At 70.5% G+C, this 17,059-nt stretch carries 11 protein-coding genes, 1 tRNA gene and 1 pseudogene; 4 read left to right on the top strand and 9 right to left on the bottom strand.

The genetic code is table 11. From position 1 onward, the window contains the following. The first annotated feature begins 133 nt into the window (after window positions 1-133). Window positions 134-280, top strand: coding sequence for a hypothetical protein (locus tag ACIRP2_RS32710; protein ID WP_404256681.1), 147 nt, complete (start codon window positions 134-136; stop codon window positions 278-280). Window positions 281-349: 69 nt separating this feature from the next. On the opposite strand, the gene ACIRP2_RS32705 is transcribed toward ACIRP2_RS32710, so the two are convergent. The 4 genes from ACIRP2_RS32705 to ACIRP2_RS32690 all read right to left on the bottom strand — a co-directional run bounded on the left by ACIRP2_RS32705 (window position 350) and on the right by ACIRP2_RS32690 (window position 6,547). After that, window positions 350-1,207, bottom strand: coding sequence for a sugar phosphate isomerase/epimerase family protein (locus ACIRP2_RS32705; protein WP_404256679.1), 858 nt, complete (start codon window positions 1,205-1,207; stop codon window positions 350-352). A 14-nt stretch (window positions 1,208-1,221) separates the two neighbouring features. After that, window positions 1,222-4,713 carry a ThuA domain-containing protein gene (locus ACIRP2_RS32700; RefSeq protein ID WP_404256677.1) on the bottom strand — a complete coding sequence of 1,164 codons (3,492 nt, stop codon included), beginning with the start codon at window positions 4,711-4,713 and terminating at the stop codon, window positions 1,222-1,224. Window positions 4,714-4,884: 171 nt separating this feature from the next. Next, entirely contained in the window at window positions 4,885-5,787 is a 903-nt protein-coding gene (locus ACIRP2_RS32695; RefSeq protein WP_404256675.1) for a transketolase family protein, read from the bottom strand. A gap of 58 nt (window positions 5,788-5,845) precedes the next feature. After that, a complete protein-coding gene (locus ACIRP2_RS32690; protein ID WP_404256673.1) occupies window positions 5,846-6,547 on the bottom strand; it encodes a transketolase in 702 nt (233 codons plus the stop codon). A gap of 127 nt (window positions 6,548-6,674) precedes the next feature. Here ACIRP2_RS32690 and ACIRP2_RS32685 point away from each other — a divergent pair. Then, window positions 6,675-6,748 (top strand) — tRNA-Pro (locus ACIRP2_RS32685). A gap of 278 nt (window positions 6,749-7,026) precedes the next feature. On the opposite strand, the gene ACIRP2_RS32680 is transcribed toward ACIRP2_RS32685, so the two are convergent. From ACIRP2_RS32680 to ACIRP2_RS32670, 3 genes are all read right to left on the bottom strand, one after another. Beyond that, on the bottom strand, window positions 7,027-7,527 hold the full coding sequence (locus ACIRP2_RS32680; protein ID WP_404256671.1) for a molybdopterin-dependent oxidoreductase: 501 nt from the start codon (window positions 7,525-7,527) through the stop codon (window positions 7,027-7,029). Window positions 7,528-7,674: 147 nt separating this feature from the next. Continuing rightward, window positions 7,675-10,473, bottom strand: a complete 2,799-nt coding sequence (locus tag ACIRP2_RS32675) for a molybdopterin-dependent oxidoreductase (protein ID WP_404256669.1) — start codon at window positions 10,471-10,473, stop codon at window positions 7,675-7,677. After that, the gene (locus ACIRP2_RS32670) at window positions 10,470-11,303 is read right to left on the bottom strand and encodes an FAD binding domain-containing protein (RefSeq protein ID WP_404256667.1); all 834 of its coding nucleotides are present in this window, start codon (window positions 11,301-11,303) and stop codon (window positions 10,470-10,472) included. The genes ACIRP2_RS32675 and ACIRP2_RS32670 overlap by 4 nt, the downstream gene beginning before the upstream one ends. A gap of 227 nt (window positions 11,304-11,530) precedes the next feature. Between ACIRP2_RS32670 and ACIRP2_RS32665 the strand changes: the two genes are divergently transcribed. Then, the gene (locus tag ACIRP2_RS32665) at window positions 11,531-13,063 is read left to right on the top strand and encodes a PucR family transcriptional regulator (protein WP_404256665.1); all 1,533 of its coding nucleotides are present in this window, start codon (window positions 11,531-11,533) and stop codon (window positions 13,061-13,063) included. A 12-nt stretch (window positions 13,064-13,075) separates the two neighbouring features. On the opposite strand, the gene ACIRP2_RS32660 is transcribed toward ACIRP2_RS32665, so the two are convergent. Continuing rightward, entirely contained in the window at window positions 13,076-13,471 is a 396-nt protein-coding gene (locus ACIRP2_RS32660) for a molybdopterin-binding protein (RefSeq protein WP_404256663.1), read from the bottom strand. Between the two features lie 308 nt (window positions 13,472-13,779). Beyond that, window positions 13,780-15,886 (bottom strand): annotated as a pseudogene (fusA, locus tag ACIRP2_RS32655) (elongation factor G). A 531-nt stretch (window positions 15,887-16,417) separates the two neighbouring features. Between fusA and ACIRP2_RS32650 the strand changes: the two are divergent. Next, window positions 16,418-17,050 carry a class I SAM-dependent methyltransferase gene (locus ACIRP2_RS32650; protein WP_404256661.1) on the top strand — a complete coding sequence of 211 codons (633 nt, stop codon included), beginning with the start codon at window positions 16,418-16,420 and terminating at the stop codon, window positions 17,048-17,050. The last annotated feature ends 9 nt before the right edge of the window (window positions 17,051-17,059 follow it).

The raw sequence follows: 17,059 nt of genomic DNA, 5'->3' as shown, positions 1-17,059 counted from the left end.
CCGCCGGACGGGCCCAAGGACCGGGCCCGTCCGGGGCGGTGGAGGACGGAACGGCCGCTCCATTCACTCCAGCCCGGACGCGTCCGCCGGCATCCGTGTCTGTGCGCCCAGCAGCGTGACGCCGCTGTGACCCATGCCGGCGAGCTGCTACCAGCACACGCAGGCGCAGATCGTCGGCTCCTCGGCCATCGGGAAGGCGTACGGTCTCGTGCCCAACCCCCTTGACGCCACGCTGGACTCCACGCTCGCACGGTACGAGGAGCTGCTGGCCTCCCGTTGAGACCGAAGCGGCCCCGGACCGCGTCGCGCGCGGTCCGGGGCCGCCACCCCGTGGGTCGGTCCGGTCCGCTCAGTACCGCAACCGGGAAAGGTAGGTGTAGCTCGCGAGCGCCGAGGCGAACGGATCAGCCGGCGCGTCGTGCTCCACGAGCCACTGCTTCACACCGCCCCGTCGCGCCGTGTCGAACATCGCCGGAAAGTCCAGCACCCCCGAACCGACATCCGCGAAGTCCCCGTTGGGTGCCATGTCCTTCACATGGAGCGCAGGGAAGCGCCGAGGATGGCGCACGAAGAGTTCCCCGGGCGCCGAGGCGCCCCCGTTGGCCGCCCAGTACAGATCCAGCTCGAAACCGACCAGGTCCGGGTCGGTCTCGGTGAGCAGGATGTCGTACAGGCCGACGCCGTCGACCACCTGATGGTCCGTCCCGTGATTGTGGTAGAGCAGCTTCAGACCGGACGCGCGCGCGGCGAGCCCCACCCGGTTGAAGACCTTGGCCACTTCCCGGTATCCGGCCGGACTGTGCAGCGAACCCGGCAGGCTGGGCACGACGATCCACTTGCCGCCCAGGGTGTGGATGTCCTCCAGGGCCTGGGGGAGTCCGGCCCCCTTCACGATGTCGTAGGCGACGTGTTCGAGGACGGTCCGCAGCCTCGTCTCGTCGAGCATCCGCCGGATGTCGGCCGCGCTGTGTCCGTGCCGGCCGCTCACCCCGACCGTGGCGTAGCCGATGTTTGCCAGCCGCTCCAGGGTGCCCCGGAAGTCCGTCGCCAACGGTGTGCGCATGGTGTACAGGTGCATGCCGATTCCCGACGGAGGGATGCGCCGGCGGCGGCGGGCCTCGGCGGCGGACGCGGAGGTGGTGCCGAGCCCCGCGGCTGCGGCAACACCCACGGCCGTGCTCAGAAAGGTGCGTCGTGTGCGGTCCATGCGGGTCTCCCCTCTCAACTCACGTCGATGCGTACGAAACCGGTGGTGGTGTCGCCCTTGTCGTCGGTGACCGTCAGATGTGCGGTGTACGCACCCTTGCGGTCGTAGACGTGCGTGGCCGTCGCACCCTCCGTGCCCGATGCCTTGATGTTGTCGCCGAAGTCCCAGTGGTACGAGGCGATCGTGCGCCCGGCCACCGGTCGGACCGCGCCGCTCAGCGTCACGGAGAGCGGTGCGGTGCCCGTCGTCGGAGTCGCTCTCACCGTGACTTTCGTCCCCGGTCGCTTCTCGACGCCGGGGCCGTTGAAGTGCAGCCAGTCGACAGCGAACAGGTCGGCCTTGTCGCTGCTCCACTCCGGGTTGCTGAACACCGCGTACAGCTTCACGCTGTCACCGGGATCCGTCAGTGCCGTCGTCGGTGAGACGACCTTGCCCCAGTCGCCGGTGTTGGGGACGGTCACCCGGCCGAGCAGGGGGCCCGTCGGCGAACCCGCCCGGAATTCGACACTCCCGCCGATCCCGCCGGAGGCCGCACCGACGGTCACCGAGTCGATGTTCTTCAGGTTCACCGGATCGAAGCTGATCCAGTCACCGTCCTCGATCTCGGTCAGCCGTTTCCCGCCGGAGGCATCGGCCCTGCTCCCGATCACCGCACCGCCGTGCGCACCGCCGGTCGCCGTGAAGTGCTCGGCCTCGCGGAAGGCGGTGCGCAGGGTGAGCGAGGTCGAACCGGTCAGCGCGGGTGCGCCGGGAGCGCCCCGGTCCTCGTACTGAGCGGTGATTCCGTAGTACAGGTTCTGTCCCGGACCGTGGCTGTCCCCGGCATCCGTGACGATTTCCCCGGTGCAGCCGGTGTGGTTGTCGAGCGGATGCAGATGGGTGTCATGGCCGAGCTGCGACTGCACGACCACCCGTGAACAGTCGACCCGCCCATTCCTTCCGTCCTCCCTGTCCTTGACCTTGACGGTGAAGGGGATGGTGTCACCGAAGCTGAACACCCCGCCGTTCGGGGGCTCTTTGATGGTCACCTCCGGGCGGGTGTTGCCGACGGTGATGTCCTGCACGGCCTGCGCCGTGAGGCCGCCGGGCCCGGTGACCGTGAGCCGCGCGGTGACCAGTCCCTTCGTGCGATAGGTGTACGAGGGGTTCGCGTCCGTCGAGTCGGTGGTGCCGTCCCCGTCGAAGTCCCAGGCGTACGAGACCGGCCGGCCGTCGGGCAGTCCGGAACCGGCGCTGGAGAAGTCGACCGCCAGTGGCGCCGGTCCGTTGTCCCGGCTTGCGGTGATCTTCGCGTCGGGCAGCCGTCCGTCACCGACGTAGTCGATCCGGTAGATACCGGCACCCTCGTTGCTGCCACCGCGGCCCGTACCGCTGCCGAGCCCGAAGTCGATGACGTACAGCGCCCCGTCGGGGCCGAAGTCGGCATCGAAGGGCTGGTTCCACTGCATGTCCTGGAAGATGCCGTTGATGGACTGGAGTTCACCGGCCTTGACGGGCGCGAACCGCGGATCGGTGAACGTCTGGTCCTTCTGCTGGAAGGAGAACGTCTTGAACCAGCGTCGGGTCAGCTCGTAGTTGATCCACTTCCCCTCGAAGTACTCGGGGAATTTGGTGCGGTAGGTGTTGTCCGGGTCGTAGTCGTAGACCGGACCGCTCATCGGGCCGCCGCCCCCGGTGCCGAGCTCCGGGAATTCGGCGGACGCGGAGTAGGCGTACCAGACGGTGGCGGGCCGGGCGGGCGGCAGTTCCCGCAGTCCGGTGTTGTTCGGCGAGTCATTGACGAGCGCCGCGCAGTCGAACTTCGGACCCGATTTCTTCGTCGTGAAGTCGTAGTCGTTGAACGGGGTGTTGTCACCGATGCAGTACGGCCAGCCGAAGTTGCCCGCCTTCGTGATGCGGGTGTACTCGACGGTGCCCTCGGGCCCGCGGTCGGCGACGGCCTCCTTGGCGTCCGGTCCGTAGTCGGCGACCAGCAGCGCGCCGCTCAGCGGATCGGTGGTGATGCGGAAGGGATTGCGCATCCCCATCGCGTAGATCTCGGGACGTGTCCTCTCCGTACCGGGGGCGAAGAGATTTCCCTCGGGAACGGTGTAGGTGCCGTCGTCCTTCGGGGTGATACGCAGAATCTTTCCGCGCAGATCGTTCGTGTTGCCCGCCGTGCCCTGGGCGTCCCAGGCCCGGCGGCCGGCGCTCTCGTCGATCGGGGTGAAACCGTCCGACGCGAACGGATCGGTGTTGTCACCGGTCGCCGCGTACAGATTTCCGGCCTTGTCGAAGGCCAGCGAACCGGCCATGTGGGAATTGGCCCGGCCCTCGCCCCGCCAGGTCGGAATGGTCAGCAGTCTCTTCTCCGAGGCCGGGTCGACCGTGTTGCCGGTGACCGTGAACCGGGAGAGGTCGAGCTGTTTCTCGGTCTTGTCGGAGTGCAGCAGATACAGCCGGTTGTTCGTGGCGAAGCCCGGGTCGAGGGCGAGGCCGAGCAGTCCGTCGGACTGACTGGTCATCTCCGGGGTGTACGCGAGGTCCAGCGCGGTGGACACCTTCATCGTCCGCTGGTCGATGACCTTCAGCTTCCCGGTGCGCTGGGCGAAGAACACCCGGCGGTCGGGTGCCACGGCGAGTTCGAACGGGTCGGCGAGATCGCTGGTGGCCAGTGCGGTCCGCTGGAAGGAACCGGTCCGTGTGGCCGTGCAGTCACCCGGCTTCGCACCCGCTGCCCACTCGATGCCGCCCAGCAGGTGCCGGACGAAGCCCTCCTCCTGGAACGCCGAGGACGCGTGCCCGCCCGCGGTGAACCAGGAACGGCCGCCGTCGTAGTTCTGGCACCAGGACCACGGATGGTCCACGCCCTCGTCGAGCCCCAAGATGCCGTCGCGCACCTTGATCTGTGCGAGGGTGTGGACCTTGGAGGTCGGATTGGTGCGCCAGTTGTACCACTCCTCCGTACGCTCCCAGAGATCCGGAAGGCCCTTGGTGGAGGGGTGCGCGTGGTCGAGGACCTTGATCCGGCCGGTCTGCACGGCCGGGTGCTGGTCGAAGACGGCGCCGACCAGGCCCTCGTACCAGTCCCAGTCGCGCTCGCTGGCGGACGCGGCGTGCAGACCGACCCAGCCGCCCCCCGCTCGGACGTACTTCTGCAGCGCCGCCCGCTCGGCGGCGTTCAACAGGTCCCCGGACTCCGGTGTGGAGTTGGTGTTGTTGAACACGACCGCCTGGAAGCGGGCGAGATCGGTCTCGTTGAAGACGGCGGAGTCGTCGGTCGCCTCGACCTCGAATCCGTTCTCGGCGCCGAGCTTCTTGATCGCTTCGACTCCGGCGGGAATCGAGTCGTGCCTGAAGTTGGTGACCTCGGAGTAGACCAGGACCCGGAAGGAGGCCGCCTGTGCCCGGGGCGGCGAGGCCACGAGAAGGCCGACGACCAGCGCCAGGAGTGCGGTGAGGGCGATGAGCGGGGGCGGAGACCGGTGACCGTGTAACGGGCGGCCGGGCGACGGACGATGACTCATGGGCGCTCCCTGTGCGGTAGATGCCGACTGCGGGATGTAGAAAGCGCTTTCTGGAGTGCATCGTTCAGATTAGGTTCAGCTCTTGATGGGGTCAATGGGGCGGTGGTGCACGTCTGTGACGACGCCAGGGCCTCGGTGCGCGGGGTGCCGACAGGCGGCCCCCCGGCCCGGTCAGCGGCGGAGAAACGCGCTGATGCGTTCCCGCAGGCCCCGCGCATCCAGGCCGTGGGCGGCGAGGTGCTCGTCCATCTGCCCGTACTTGCGCAGCTCGGTCCGCCCCACCCCGAGGCCCAGCACGCGATGGGGCAGCTCCGCGAGCGCGTCATTGACGGCGGCGGTGGACGTGCCCGCCAGATACGGCTCGACGATCACCACATCGGCGGCCCCGCGGCTACCGGCCGCCCGGCGCAGCCCCGCCCCGTCGAACGGGCGGACCGTCGTCGCGTACAGCACGGACACGTCGAGGCCCTCGGTCGCCGCGAGGACGTTGTCGAGCATCGGCCCGACCGCGATCACCACGCCGCCCGTGCCTTCGCGCACCGTGAGGAACCCGGTCGTCCCACCGACCGGTCGGGCCCGGTCGTTGGACTGCAGCGACAGCCGCACATACACCCGGCCGTCCCCGGCCGCTGCCTGCCGCAGCAGCGCCTCGGCCTCGTCGGGGTGGCCCGGCACCTGAATGGTCCAGCCGTCGAGGGTGTCCAGCAGGGCGACATCGCCCGGTGCCATATGCGTGAAGCCGCCGGCCGGCCAGTCGTACGAAGCTCCGGCGCTCACCAGCACCCCGCCCACTCCCTGGTGGCCGAAGTCCAGCTTGACCTGCTCGAACGGCCGCTCCACGAGGAAGCTGGCGAAGGTGTGCACGATCGGTCGCAGCCCGGTGAGGGCCATCCCGGCCCCCGCGCCGACCAGCAGCTGTTCCCTGATGCCGACATTGACGACCCGGTCCGGATGGGCCCGCTCGGCCCCTTCGAAACCGTCCCGGCTGATCTCGGCCAGTACCAGCGCGAGACGGGGGTCCTCGTCCAGCAGTTGCGACGTGGTCGAGATGAAGCGGTCACGCATCGTGTCCATGTGAAGTGTCCCTCTCCGATTTCGTCGGTACCGTGTCTCCGGTTCTCGCCCGACGCGTTCAGTTCTTGGGGGCGACCCGCGCGACGACGGCGCGCGGCCGTCCGGGGTGGGCGGCCGTGAAAGCCGCGTGGAGCGCCTCGTGGTCCCGGCCGTCGACGGACTCGACCGACCAGCCGGCGGCCCCGAACCGGGCCGCGATCCCGCCGGGGCGGCCGTAGGACGCCGACGCGTTGTCGATCACCACGGTGTGCAGCTGCTCCAGCCCGGCCGGCCCCGCGTAGGCGAGCGCCTCGTGATTGCTGCCCTCGTCCAGTTCGGCGTCCCCGATCAGCACCCACACCCGGGGGTCGGTCAGCCCCTGCGCCCGCAGGCCGAGCACGCTCCCCACGGCCAGCGGGAGCCCGTGCCCCAGCGACCCGCTGCCGATCTCGACCCCCGGCACCAGTGTGCGGTCCGGATGGTGCCCGAGCGGCGAGTCGTACGAACCGAAGCCCGGCAGCAGCCCCTCGTCGAAGAAGCCGTGCGCGGCCAGGACCGCGTAGTACGCCATCGGCCCGTGCCCCTTGGACAGCAGGAAGCGGTCGCGGTCGGGTGCGTCGACGGTGCCCGGCGTCACCCGCAGCACCCGGTCGTAGAGCACCCAGAGGGCGTCCAGCGTGGAGGTCGCGGCGGGGCCGTGTTTCTCGTCCCCCGTCATCAGGCCCATCAGCCGGTTCATGTCGCCGTAGTCGGCCGTCGGTGCGGCAGTCGTCCTCGTCATGGGTCCAGCGTGAAACATCAAGCTCGGTTGAGGTCAAGCGGGGAAAGCGGTTCGTGACCACCCACCCGAGTGCGGTATTGTTCTCATGCGCGTTCGGCCAGGGGGAAACCCCAGGTCAGGCGGGCATCGGGACGTGGCGCAGCTTGGTAGCGCACTTGACTGGGGGTCAAGGGGTCGCAGGTTCAAATCCTGTCGTCCCGACTCGAAGGAGTCGTGGTTCGAGGGGCCGTTTCGGAGGAATCCGAAACGGCCCCTCGAACATTTCCGGGGACGCTCGGGGGCCGACGTCCTCGACCGCGCGGCGGGTGACCTCGATCAAACCCGGCAGGGAGTACGGGGCGCACAGCGTGCGGGGAAGGTGGCGCCCACGCTCGTCGTGGCGGGCCACGACCGGGTCCACGCCGGTCCGGCGGTGCGCAGGGTCGGTGGCTGATGCCCGGCGGATGTGCGGCCCGGACGGAGGACGGCGTCGCGGCTTCTCAGTCCTTTCGCGAGGGGGCGCCGGGCACGCGACAGGTGCCGATCCAGATGGTCGTGACTGCGCTGACGTAGCGGGCGCCGCAGCGGTCGGACGGGACGACGAGCTGGGTGCCGGCCGTGTCGAGTTCCTCGTCGTCCATGCACGTCGCGAGGAGCATGGGGGCGTTGCCGAAGTCGGCGTCGATCTCCGCCCACGACAGGACGGTGTGGTGGCCGTCGCCACCGCTCACGGCGAGCAGGAAGCGGGAGCGCTCCTTGCGCCGGACCGGGTCGAACCGCGGACGCGTCCGGCTCACGACCTCGCGCAGCAGCGGTCCTTCGAAGGTGTGATGCTGCGGCCCGGCGGTCGCGCAGTCGAAGACGACGTCGGCACGGTGCTGAGTCCAGCCCTGCCGCAGGTCGGCGACGGTCAGTGTCGTCGGAAGGGCCACCTCCCCCCAGAGTGCGAAGGTGCCGTGCCGGGCGGTGGTCGAATGCGGTGGAGTGCTGAGCCGGCTCATCGTCAATCCCCTTCGGGCGGTCGGTGCCGCGACTGCGCCCAGTGATACCCGACAGCCCGGTGCGGGAATCGTGATTGCCACCCAAAGCACGCTGTTTCGCGTGTGATTGTGAGCTTGCTACGAGTGAAGCGATCGCATTATCCAGGTTCATGAACCAAGAGGCCGGCCCTCGGCGGCGTCTGCGTGCCGGCTGAGAGCGAGCCAGACGCGATCGCGGGTGAGAGGGAGTTCGGTGAAGCGGATCCCGGTCGCGTCGCGCAGCGCATTGGCGAAGGCGGGCGCGACGGGATTGAACGGGCTCTCGCTCATGGACTTGGCGCCGAGCGGGCCGATCGCGTCGGCGGTCTGCGCGAAATGGACCTCGGTCCGGGGGACGTCGGCGTACTGGGGGAGCCGGTAGCGGCGGAACGCGGCCGTGGTGACCTCACCGCGCTCGTCGAGCCGTACGTCCTCGAAGAGAGTCGCCCCGAGCGCCTGGGCCACCCCGCCCTCGACCTGCCCGAGGCACTGCATCGGGTTCATGACCTTGCCGGCGTCGGCGGCGTGGACACTGCGCAGGATGCGGATCTCTCCGCTGCCGGGATCGACGGCGATCCGGAACCACTGCGCGTTGAAGGCGACGGAGCGGGGCGAGCCGCCCCAGTGCCCGTCGGCCGCGAGTTCGTCCGCGGCACCGGTCGCCTCGGCCGCTTCGTACAACTCCTTGAGTGTGACGAGCCGGCCTGCGCAGTCGACGGCCTCGGCCCCGAGCACGCACAGGTGCCGAGCCGCGCCGGTGTGACGGGCGGCGAGCGTGCGCAACCGCTCCGCGAGCGACTGCGCGGCGAGCAGAACGGCCTTGCCCGCGACCACGGTGCCGGCGGAGCCGAAGGCACCTGTGTCGTGACGTACGACGTCGGTGTCGGACTGCCGGATCCTGATCCGGTCCTCGGTGGTGTTCAGGGCGCCGGCGGTGATCTGCTCGTGGACGGTGGTGGTGCCGTTGCCGAACTCGGCGGTGCCGACGGCGATGTCGTACGTGCCGTCGGGCAGGAGGCAGACGCGGGCGTCGGCGTAGTGGCCGCCGGGCGGACCGGTGGCGATCATGGCCATGCCGGTGCCCTGGCCGGTGAGCCACCCCTCGGGCACGTCCTGGTCGCCGGTGTCCTCGGCGATGGCCCCGCGGACCACGGACAGGCACTGGTCGAGTCCGTAGGAGGCGATGTGCAGATCCTCCTCCTCGCCGATCGGGCTGTGCATCGGCTCGCCCGGACCGATGATGTTCCGTTCGCGCAGGACCAGCGGATCCATGCCGAGGCGGTGGGCGAGCTCGTCCATCACGGACTCGACGGCGAAGGTGACCTGGCCCAGTCCGTACCCCCGGAAGGCGCCCGCGGGGACGGCGTTGGTGTAGACGGAGTAGGCGTCCACCTTCTTGTGCGGGGCGCGGTAGACGGCGAAGGACTCACCCACGCTGTGGAACATGACGGCCGGGCCGTGGTTGCCGTACGCGCCCGTGTTGGAGACCACCCGCATCTGCACGGCGGTCAGGGTGCCGTCCGCGCGGGCCCCGACCTTGATGCCGATGACGAAGGGATGCCGGGTGGTCGCTCCGTGGAACTGCTCGGCGCGGGTGTACTCCAGCTTCACCGGCCGGCGCAGCTTCAGCGCGGCAAGTGCCACGACGTCCTCGGTGAGCATCTCCTGCTTGCCGCCGAACCCGCCGCCGACGCGGCCCGCGACCACACGGACCTCGTCCTCCGGAAGGCCGTACAGCGCGCACAGGGCGCGCCGGGTCAGGAACGGTGTCTGGGTGGAGGAACGCACGGTCAGACGCTCGCCCGTCCCGTCCTCCTTCGGCTCGAAGTACGCCACGCAGCCGTGGGTTTCGAGGCTGGCGTGCTGCACGCGCTGGGTGCGGAAGGTCTCCTCGTGCACGACATCGGCCTCGGCGAAGCCCTGCTCGACGTCGCCGATCTCGCCGTGCACCTCGCCCGCCACGTTGTCCGCGGCGCGGGCGATCCGCGACCGGGGCCCCTTGTCACCGTGCAGCGCCGGTGCGCCGGGCAGCATCGCGGCCTCCGGGTCGGTGACGTACGGCAGTTCCTCGTACGTCACCTCGATCCGGCGGCAGCCCTCCTCGGCCGCCTGCTCGCTGTCGGCGACGACGGCGGCGACCCGCTGCCCGACGTACCGGACGACGCTGTCCAGGACCCGGGTGTCGTCGGGGTCCTCCGTGGGGTGCTCGTGGCGGGCGCTGGAGTACAGCGTGGCAGGGGCGTCCTCGTGGGTGAGCACGACGTGTACCCCGGGGACCCGCAGGGCGGCGGAGGTGTCGACGGCGACGATCCGGGCGTGCGGGTGAGGGGACCGCAACAGTTTCATGTGCAGCAGGCCGGGCACCTCGATGTCGAAGGTGTAGCGAGCGGTGCCGGTGACGACCTGGGGGCCTGCCGGCGCGCCGACGTTCCTGCCCACGGCCTGTCCCGCACACGGGCGTTCGGTGTGCCGCACGCCCCGTACGGCGTCCTCGATGGCGCGGTATCCGGTACAGCGGCAGATGTTGCCCTTGAACGCGCGGGGCAGATCGTCGAGTTTGCCGTCGTCGTGCGCGGTGTCCCGTTCGGCTTCGAGTGCGGCGGTGGTCATCAGGAAGCCGGCCGTGCAGAATCCGCACTGGTATCCCTGCGCGTCGAGGAACTTTTGCTGCACGGGGTGGAGTTCGCCGCCGGACGGGGCGAGTCCCTCGACGGTGGTCACATTGCGGCCCGAGGCGCGTACCGCCGGATACAGGCAGCTGTGGACCGGCTCGCCGTCCACATGGACGGTGCAGGCGCCGCAGTCCCCGGCGTCGCAGCCCTTCTTCACGCCGAACCAGCCGCGTTCGCGCAGGTAGGTGCGCAGACACTGGCCGGCGTGCGGTGCGTCCTCGAACGTCTGCTCGTTGATCCGGATGCGGAAGCTCATCGGGCACCCTCCTGAGTGGGGCGGGTCAGTTCACGGCGGACCTCTTCGGCGAGGCGGAAACCCATGTGCCGCCGCCACTCGGGCAGTCCGTGGATGTCGTCGAACCAGTCGTTCTCGTCGATGCCCGACGCGATCGCGTCCCGGAGCTCCTCGGCGTCCGGCGGCAGTGGAAACCAGAACCGGAAGGGGCGTACGGTCGCCGCGCTGATCGTCACCGCCAGTGAGCCGTCCACCGGATCGAGCGCCCCGATCACCAGCGCGCCCGAGCGGCCCAGCCCGTACAGCGACGCCTGCCGGAACGCCGTACGGCACGCCGTCGCCCGGCCGGTCAGCGTGACGGAGCGGAGCAACTCGCCCTCCGCGAGGTCCTTGCGTCCCGCGCCGACGACGAAGTCGACGACCTTCACGCGCCGCAGCGAGCCGTCCTGTGCCTGGAGGAGGCACTCTCCGTCGAGCGCGGCGGTCAGCGAGATCATCGGCCCGGCGGGCAGGCCGTTGCACAGGTTCCCGCCGACGGTCGCCATGTTCCAGATCTTGAACGAGGCCAGAAAGGCCCGGCAGCACTGCTCGAACAGTGGGCCTGCGACCGTGCCCGGCGTCCGCGTGAAACGGGAGAGCCGAGCGATCGTGCAGGTCGCGGCGATCTCCAGCGACCCGTCTCCGTGCAGTACGAGCGGCTCCCAGCCCATCCGGCTCAGGTCGATCAGCCGCCGCAGGTGCGGCTGGGGCTCGGAGAACAGATACGTCCCTCCTCCCAGCCAGGCGTCGCCCGGCCGCCAGGGCTCGCGCAGACGCGCGTCCCGTACATCTGTGACCGTGTTCAGATCCATCTCTTCCCACGCCTCCCGGCAGGTGCTTTCACGCCAGTGAAGCCCGCAGGGGCCCAGGGGGACGACTGGTTCGGAGCCCGGAAAACCTCCACCCGGCAAAGTCGTGTACTGGAGGATCAACCAAGAAGCATTTTGCGTCTGCATCCGGGCACTTACGATGACCAGGCTGGTATATGCCTCGTAAATGTGAGATGCGGGCTTGGCCCGCGACCGCGCAAGGAGCCCGCATGCACGTCGAACATCTCCTCCGGCTCGACCGCCTCGATCTCGCCCTGCTCTGGGGGGAGGGGACGTTGCTCGGCCAAGAGATCAGCGGGGTGACGGCCACGGACCTGGAGGACCCGGCCCGGTTTCTCCAGCCGGGGGAGATCGTCCTCAGCGGCCTCGTGTGGTGGAGCCCGGACGGCGGCCGGGACAGGGCCGACCGTTTCGTCTCCGCCCTGCGCTCCGCCGGAGCCGTGGCACTCCTCGCGGGTGAGGAGACGCACGGCGAGGTCCCCCGCGAGCTGGTCGACACCTGCCGCAGACACCGGATCGCACTGCTGGCCGTTCCGGCGCACACGAGCTTCCGGGCGATCACCGAAGCCGTCTACCTCCGCCAGTGGGGAGAGCTCAGCCGCCGCCCCACGGGCCACTACGCGCTCCCCGAGAACGTACGCGTGGACCTGGGCCGCGAACTGGAGCGCGGCGCCCCGGCGGCCGAACTGCTGGAGCGTGCGTTCGCCCATCTCGGCACGCCCCCTTGTTACCTCCTGACCGGCAGCGGCCGTACGGTCGCCCGCACCACCGCAGCGCCCGAACTGCCCGCCCGGCAGGCGGCGGAGCGCCTGCGCGAAGCGCGCGGCACGACGCTGCGGATCGAGGCCGATGACTCCGTCTTCGACGCCTGGCACCTCCATCTGCCGGACGAGGGACAGGCGCCACCGCGTGTGCTGCAGGAGATAGCCGAGCTTCTGGGGCGGCACCGGCGCCGCGGCGACCGACGAGGGGCCGCGGGCCGAGAGGCCGGCGGGCGGCTGACGGAACTCGTCGGCGCGGCGTACCCCGACGTGAACGCCCTGCAGAATGCGCTGAGTTCGTGCGGACTGGCGGAGAAGGGGCCCTACACCGTCGTGGTCGCTTCGCAAACGCCGCCGAAGGACGGCTCGGGAAGCCGTGACGCGCTCACGGAGGCGCTGAACCATCTCCCTTCGCTCCCCTTCGCCGTCGGCGGGCGTCCCGGCGCCGAGGCGGTGGCGGTCGTCGCCCCTCGGGCGAAGGAGGGGGAATGCGATGTCCGGGGAGGGCTGGGGGAGGTGTGGCCACTGCTGCACGCCTGCCGGCCCGACGCCGTTCTGCACGCCGGGGTCAGCAGGCCCGTCACCGTCCCGGAGGAGCTGGGCACGGCCCTCGCGCAGGCCCGCCACGCACTCGCCGCGGCCCGCACGACGGTCCCGCACACCGCGCGGGTGGCAGGCGTCGATGATCTCTCCAGCCTGGAGACGTTGGTGGCGGGCGTGCCCCACGACGTGCGGGCCGTCTACCGCGAAACGGTGCTCGGTCCGCTCCTGCACGCCGATCGAGCCTCGAACGCGACGCTGCTCGCGACGCTCGAAGTCTTCCTGGCGCACAACTGCTCCTGGGCCAGGACCGCCGAGGCCCTGCACCTCCACGTGAATACGGTCCACTACCGCATCGAGCGCATCGAAAGCCTCACGGGCCGGGACATCTCCCGCCTCGACCACAAGCTGGATCTGCGCGCGGCACTGCTGTGCCGCTGACGACCGAGGAGGTCAGGGCAGGTCGATGTGGACGTTCGTCGACTTCACCCGCGCGGTGACGGTGACCCCGACGGCGAGTCCGAGTTCCTCGACGGCCTCGCGCGTCACGAGCGACACCAGCCGGTGCGGCCCCGACTGGACCTCCACCTGTGCCGCCACGTCGTCGACCCGTAGAGCGGTCACGATCCCCGCGAAGGAATTGCGCACGGACGTGGGCAGTTCGTCCGGCACGGCATGCAGGCCGGCCCCGCGCTCCTTGGCGAAGGCCGCCAGACTCGCTCCGTCGATCACCCGGTTGCCCGAGCCGTCCCGGTCCATGCGCAGCCTGCCGCCGTCCGCCCACCGGCGGACGGTCTCCGAGCTGACTCCGAGCAGCTGCGCTGCCTGTCCAATGCTGTACGACGGCACAACCGCACTCTAGGCCACGAACCCCCGGCCCCTGCGCGCCGAACACCGCGAACGGCGCGCAGGGGCTTCCCGCGGATCCGGCCGACCCGGGGCCGTGAGAGCCGTACGGTCCCCGGTCGGCGGGCGCCGCACGCAGTGAATCAGCGAACGGTGTCCCGGGTCGACCGGTCGCGTGCACGAAGACGGGTGCCGAGTGCCGCACCGGGCCCGGTGAATCGACCGACACGGCTCGGTCACACGGTCGGCACGGCCGCGGTGCATCCCGAGGCCGTGCCGGCCCCGCCCGCGAACGGGCAGGGCCGGCACGGTCACCACCGGGCCGACGCCCCGGCGGATGACACCGCGCTCGGCACCGGCGCGTAGCCGGTGGCCCGGGAGGTGAACGTTCCCCGGCCACGGGTGCGGCTGCGCAGCCGGGTGGCATAGCCGAACAGCTCCGCCAGCGGCACGGCAGCGGTGACCACCGAGGTGCCTGCCCGCGCCATCGAGCCCGAGATCCGGCCGCGCCGTGCCGCCAGGTCGCCGAGCACCCCGCCCACGGCGTCGTCGGGCACCGTGACCGTGACCTCGGCCATCGGTTCCAGCAGCACCATCGCGCTGCTGCGCAACGCTTCCCGCAGCCCGAGGCGACCGGCCGTCCGGAACGCCATCTCCGAGGAGTCCTTGGAGTGGGTCGCCCCGTCGGTCAGCGTGACCCGCAGCCCGGTCACCGGGTGCCCGCCCAGGAGGGCCCTCGGCCAGGGCGTCCCGGCAGCCGGTCTCCACCGCACGGACGAACTCCTGCGGTACCCGGCCACCCACGACGGTGGACCGGAACACGAAGTCCGTCGTCCCGCCACCGCCCTCCTCACCCGTGGCCTCCCACGGCTCCACATCGAGGACGACATGGGCGAACCGGCCCGCGCCGCCGTCCTGCTTGACATGCCGGTACACCAGCCCGGACACGCCGCGGACCACCGTCTCCCGGTGTGCCACCTGCGGTCGGCCGACGCCGACATCGAGCCCGTGAGCTCGCCGGATCTTCTCCACCGCGACCTCCAGATGCAGTTCTCCCATACCCGACACCACTGTCTGACCGGTCTCGGGATCGGTCCGGACCGCCAGCGACGGATCCTCCTCCACCAGCCGTGCCAGCGCCGACACCAAACGGTCGGTGTCGATGTTCCGTCGGGCCTCGACCGCCACGGAGACGACCGGATCGGCCACGGAAGGCGGTTCGAGGACCAGGGGCGTCGCGGGCGCGGACAGGGTCGCCCCGGCGCGGGCCGCTTTCAGCCCGATCACCGCGACGATGTCCCCGGCGACCGCCCGGTCCACGTCCGAGTTCCGTCCGGCTCGGACCCGCAAGATCCGGCCGATCCGCTCGGTGCGCCGCGCGCCCACGTCCAGCACGGTGTCCCCCTTCCGGATCGTTCCCGAATAGACACGCAGGTAGGTCAGCCGCCCGGTGTCGGTCGAGTTCACCTTGAACACCAGCGCGGCGAACGGCGCCGCCGGGTCGGCGGGCCGCTCCTGCACCGCACCGTCCAGCGTGCCGCGTACCGCGGGCACGTCCAGGGGCGAGGGCAGGTAGGCCACGACGGCCTCCAGCAACGGCTCGATGCCCCGGTTGCGGTAGGCCGACCCGCACAGCACGACGACGGCCTCACCGGTACGGGTCAGATCGCGCAGTGCGGCGGCCAGGGTCGGTGCGCGGACCGTCGACTGCGCACAGAACTCCTCCAGCGCCGCCGGGTGCAGTTCCGCCACGGTCTCCTCGAGCAGCCCGCGCCGCCGGTGCGCCTCCGCGCGCAGGTCGTCGGGCACCTGCCCCTCTTCGAACGCGGTGCCGTCGTCGGACCAGACCAGCGACCGCATCTGCAGCAGATCCACCACTCCGGTGAATCCGTCCTCCCTCCCGATCGGCATCTGCACGGCCAGCGGAACCGTGTGCAGCCGCTCGCGTATCGAGGCGACCGCCGTGTCCAGGTCGGCCCCGGCGCGGTCCAGTTTGTTGACGAAGGCGATCCGCGGCACCCCGTGCCGGTCGGCCTGCCGCCACACCGTCTCGCTCTGCGGCTCGACCCCCGCGACGGCGTCGAACACCGCGACGGCGCCGTCGAGCACCCTCAGCGAGCGCTCCACCTCGTCGGAGAAGTCGACGTGGCCAGGGGTGTCGATCAGGTTGATCCGGTGGCCGTCCCAGGTACAACTCACGGCGGCGGCGAAGATGGTGATACCGCGATCGCGCTCCTGGGGGTCGAAGTCGGTGACGGTCGTCCCGTCGTGGACCTCGCCCCGCTTGTGCGTCATGCCGGTGAGATGGAGGATCCGTTCGGTGACGGTGGTCTTGCCGGCGTCGACGTGGGCGAGGATGCCCAGATTGCGAACGCCGTTCAGCGGACTGGTGGGATGACGGTGCAGGTCGGTACGCACGGCCGGTGGCCTTTCGGGGTGATCCGGATGAAGCGGCGCGATCGCCGGACGAACCGGCCCGCGGACAGGCCGTGCGGATGTCCCCCCGATGCGGCGCACCGCATCGGTGACGAGCCGTCGCAACGGCCCGAAATGCCTCAGGGGGAGGTCAGTTGTTCGTCACGGACATCCGGTGCCGGCCGCGCAGCGGGCACCGGGCGGGCGAAGACACCAGGATCACCTCGTACCGGGACCGGGGGACGACCACGGCGGTGCGGTGACGCATGGCCGGTCTCCCCTCGTTCGTCACGGTGCGCGCCGCGTCGCGGCGTGCGATTCGTGGCGAGTGTAATGAGACCGGCGTGGGCCGGGCACCGGATTTTTCTCCGGGCCGTTCTTCTCCGGGCCGCCGGACGGGAACGCGGCCGCGGGACCGCTCGCCGTGCTGCTGATCGAATCGTCATCTGGCGTGACAGAGTGGCGTGTTGAGGGACTCCTCGAAGGATGGAACGAACCCGGGAGCCGTCCTGGGCAACGGAAGGAACCACATCGATGGACGACGACCACGGCCTCGCCGCCGCCAGGGTGTTCGACGCTCTGGGGGCGGAGTACGAGCGGGCGTTCGCCGGATCGGCCACCCACCACGCCTCACTGCAAAGGCTGTTGGAGCACCTCGCACCGCACAGCCGGGTTCTGGATGTGGGCAGCGGAACGGGTCGGCCGACCGCGCAGGTCCTGACCGAGGCCGGTCATGACGTGCTGGGCGTCGATGTCTCGCCCGTCATGGTGGAACTGGCGGCCGGGCAGGTGCCCGGTGCGTCCTTCGAGTGCGCGGACATTCGTGAACTCCCCCTGGAAGAGGGCAGCTTCGACGCGGTCTGTGTGTACTTCTCGCTGCTGCAGATGTCCCGCGACGACCAGTCCCGACTGCTGCGGAAGCTGGCGCGGCTGCTGGTCCCCGGCGGTCACCTGGTCGTCGCGACCGTACCGGTGGACGCCGAGGACGTCGGCGTGTTGTTCATGGGCCATGAGGTGCGGGCGACCAGCTTCGGCGCCGAGGAGTTCACCGAGTTGGTCGCCGGGGCGGGATTCGCGGTCCTGTGGGAGCAGGCCGGCCTGTTCACCCCGGCCCATGAAGCGGCGGTGGCCGAGCCCCAGCTGTTCCTGCACTGCCGACGCACCTGATACGTCGGT

The organism is Streptomyces sp. NPDC101194 (assembly GCF_044767885.1).
Taxonomy (GTDB): Bacteria; Actinomycetota; Actinomycetes; order Streptomycetales; family Streptomycetaceae; genus Streptomyces.
This window is presented reverse-complemented; position numbering and strand designations above follow the sequence as displayed.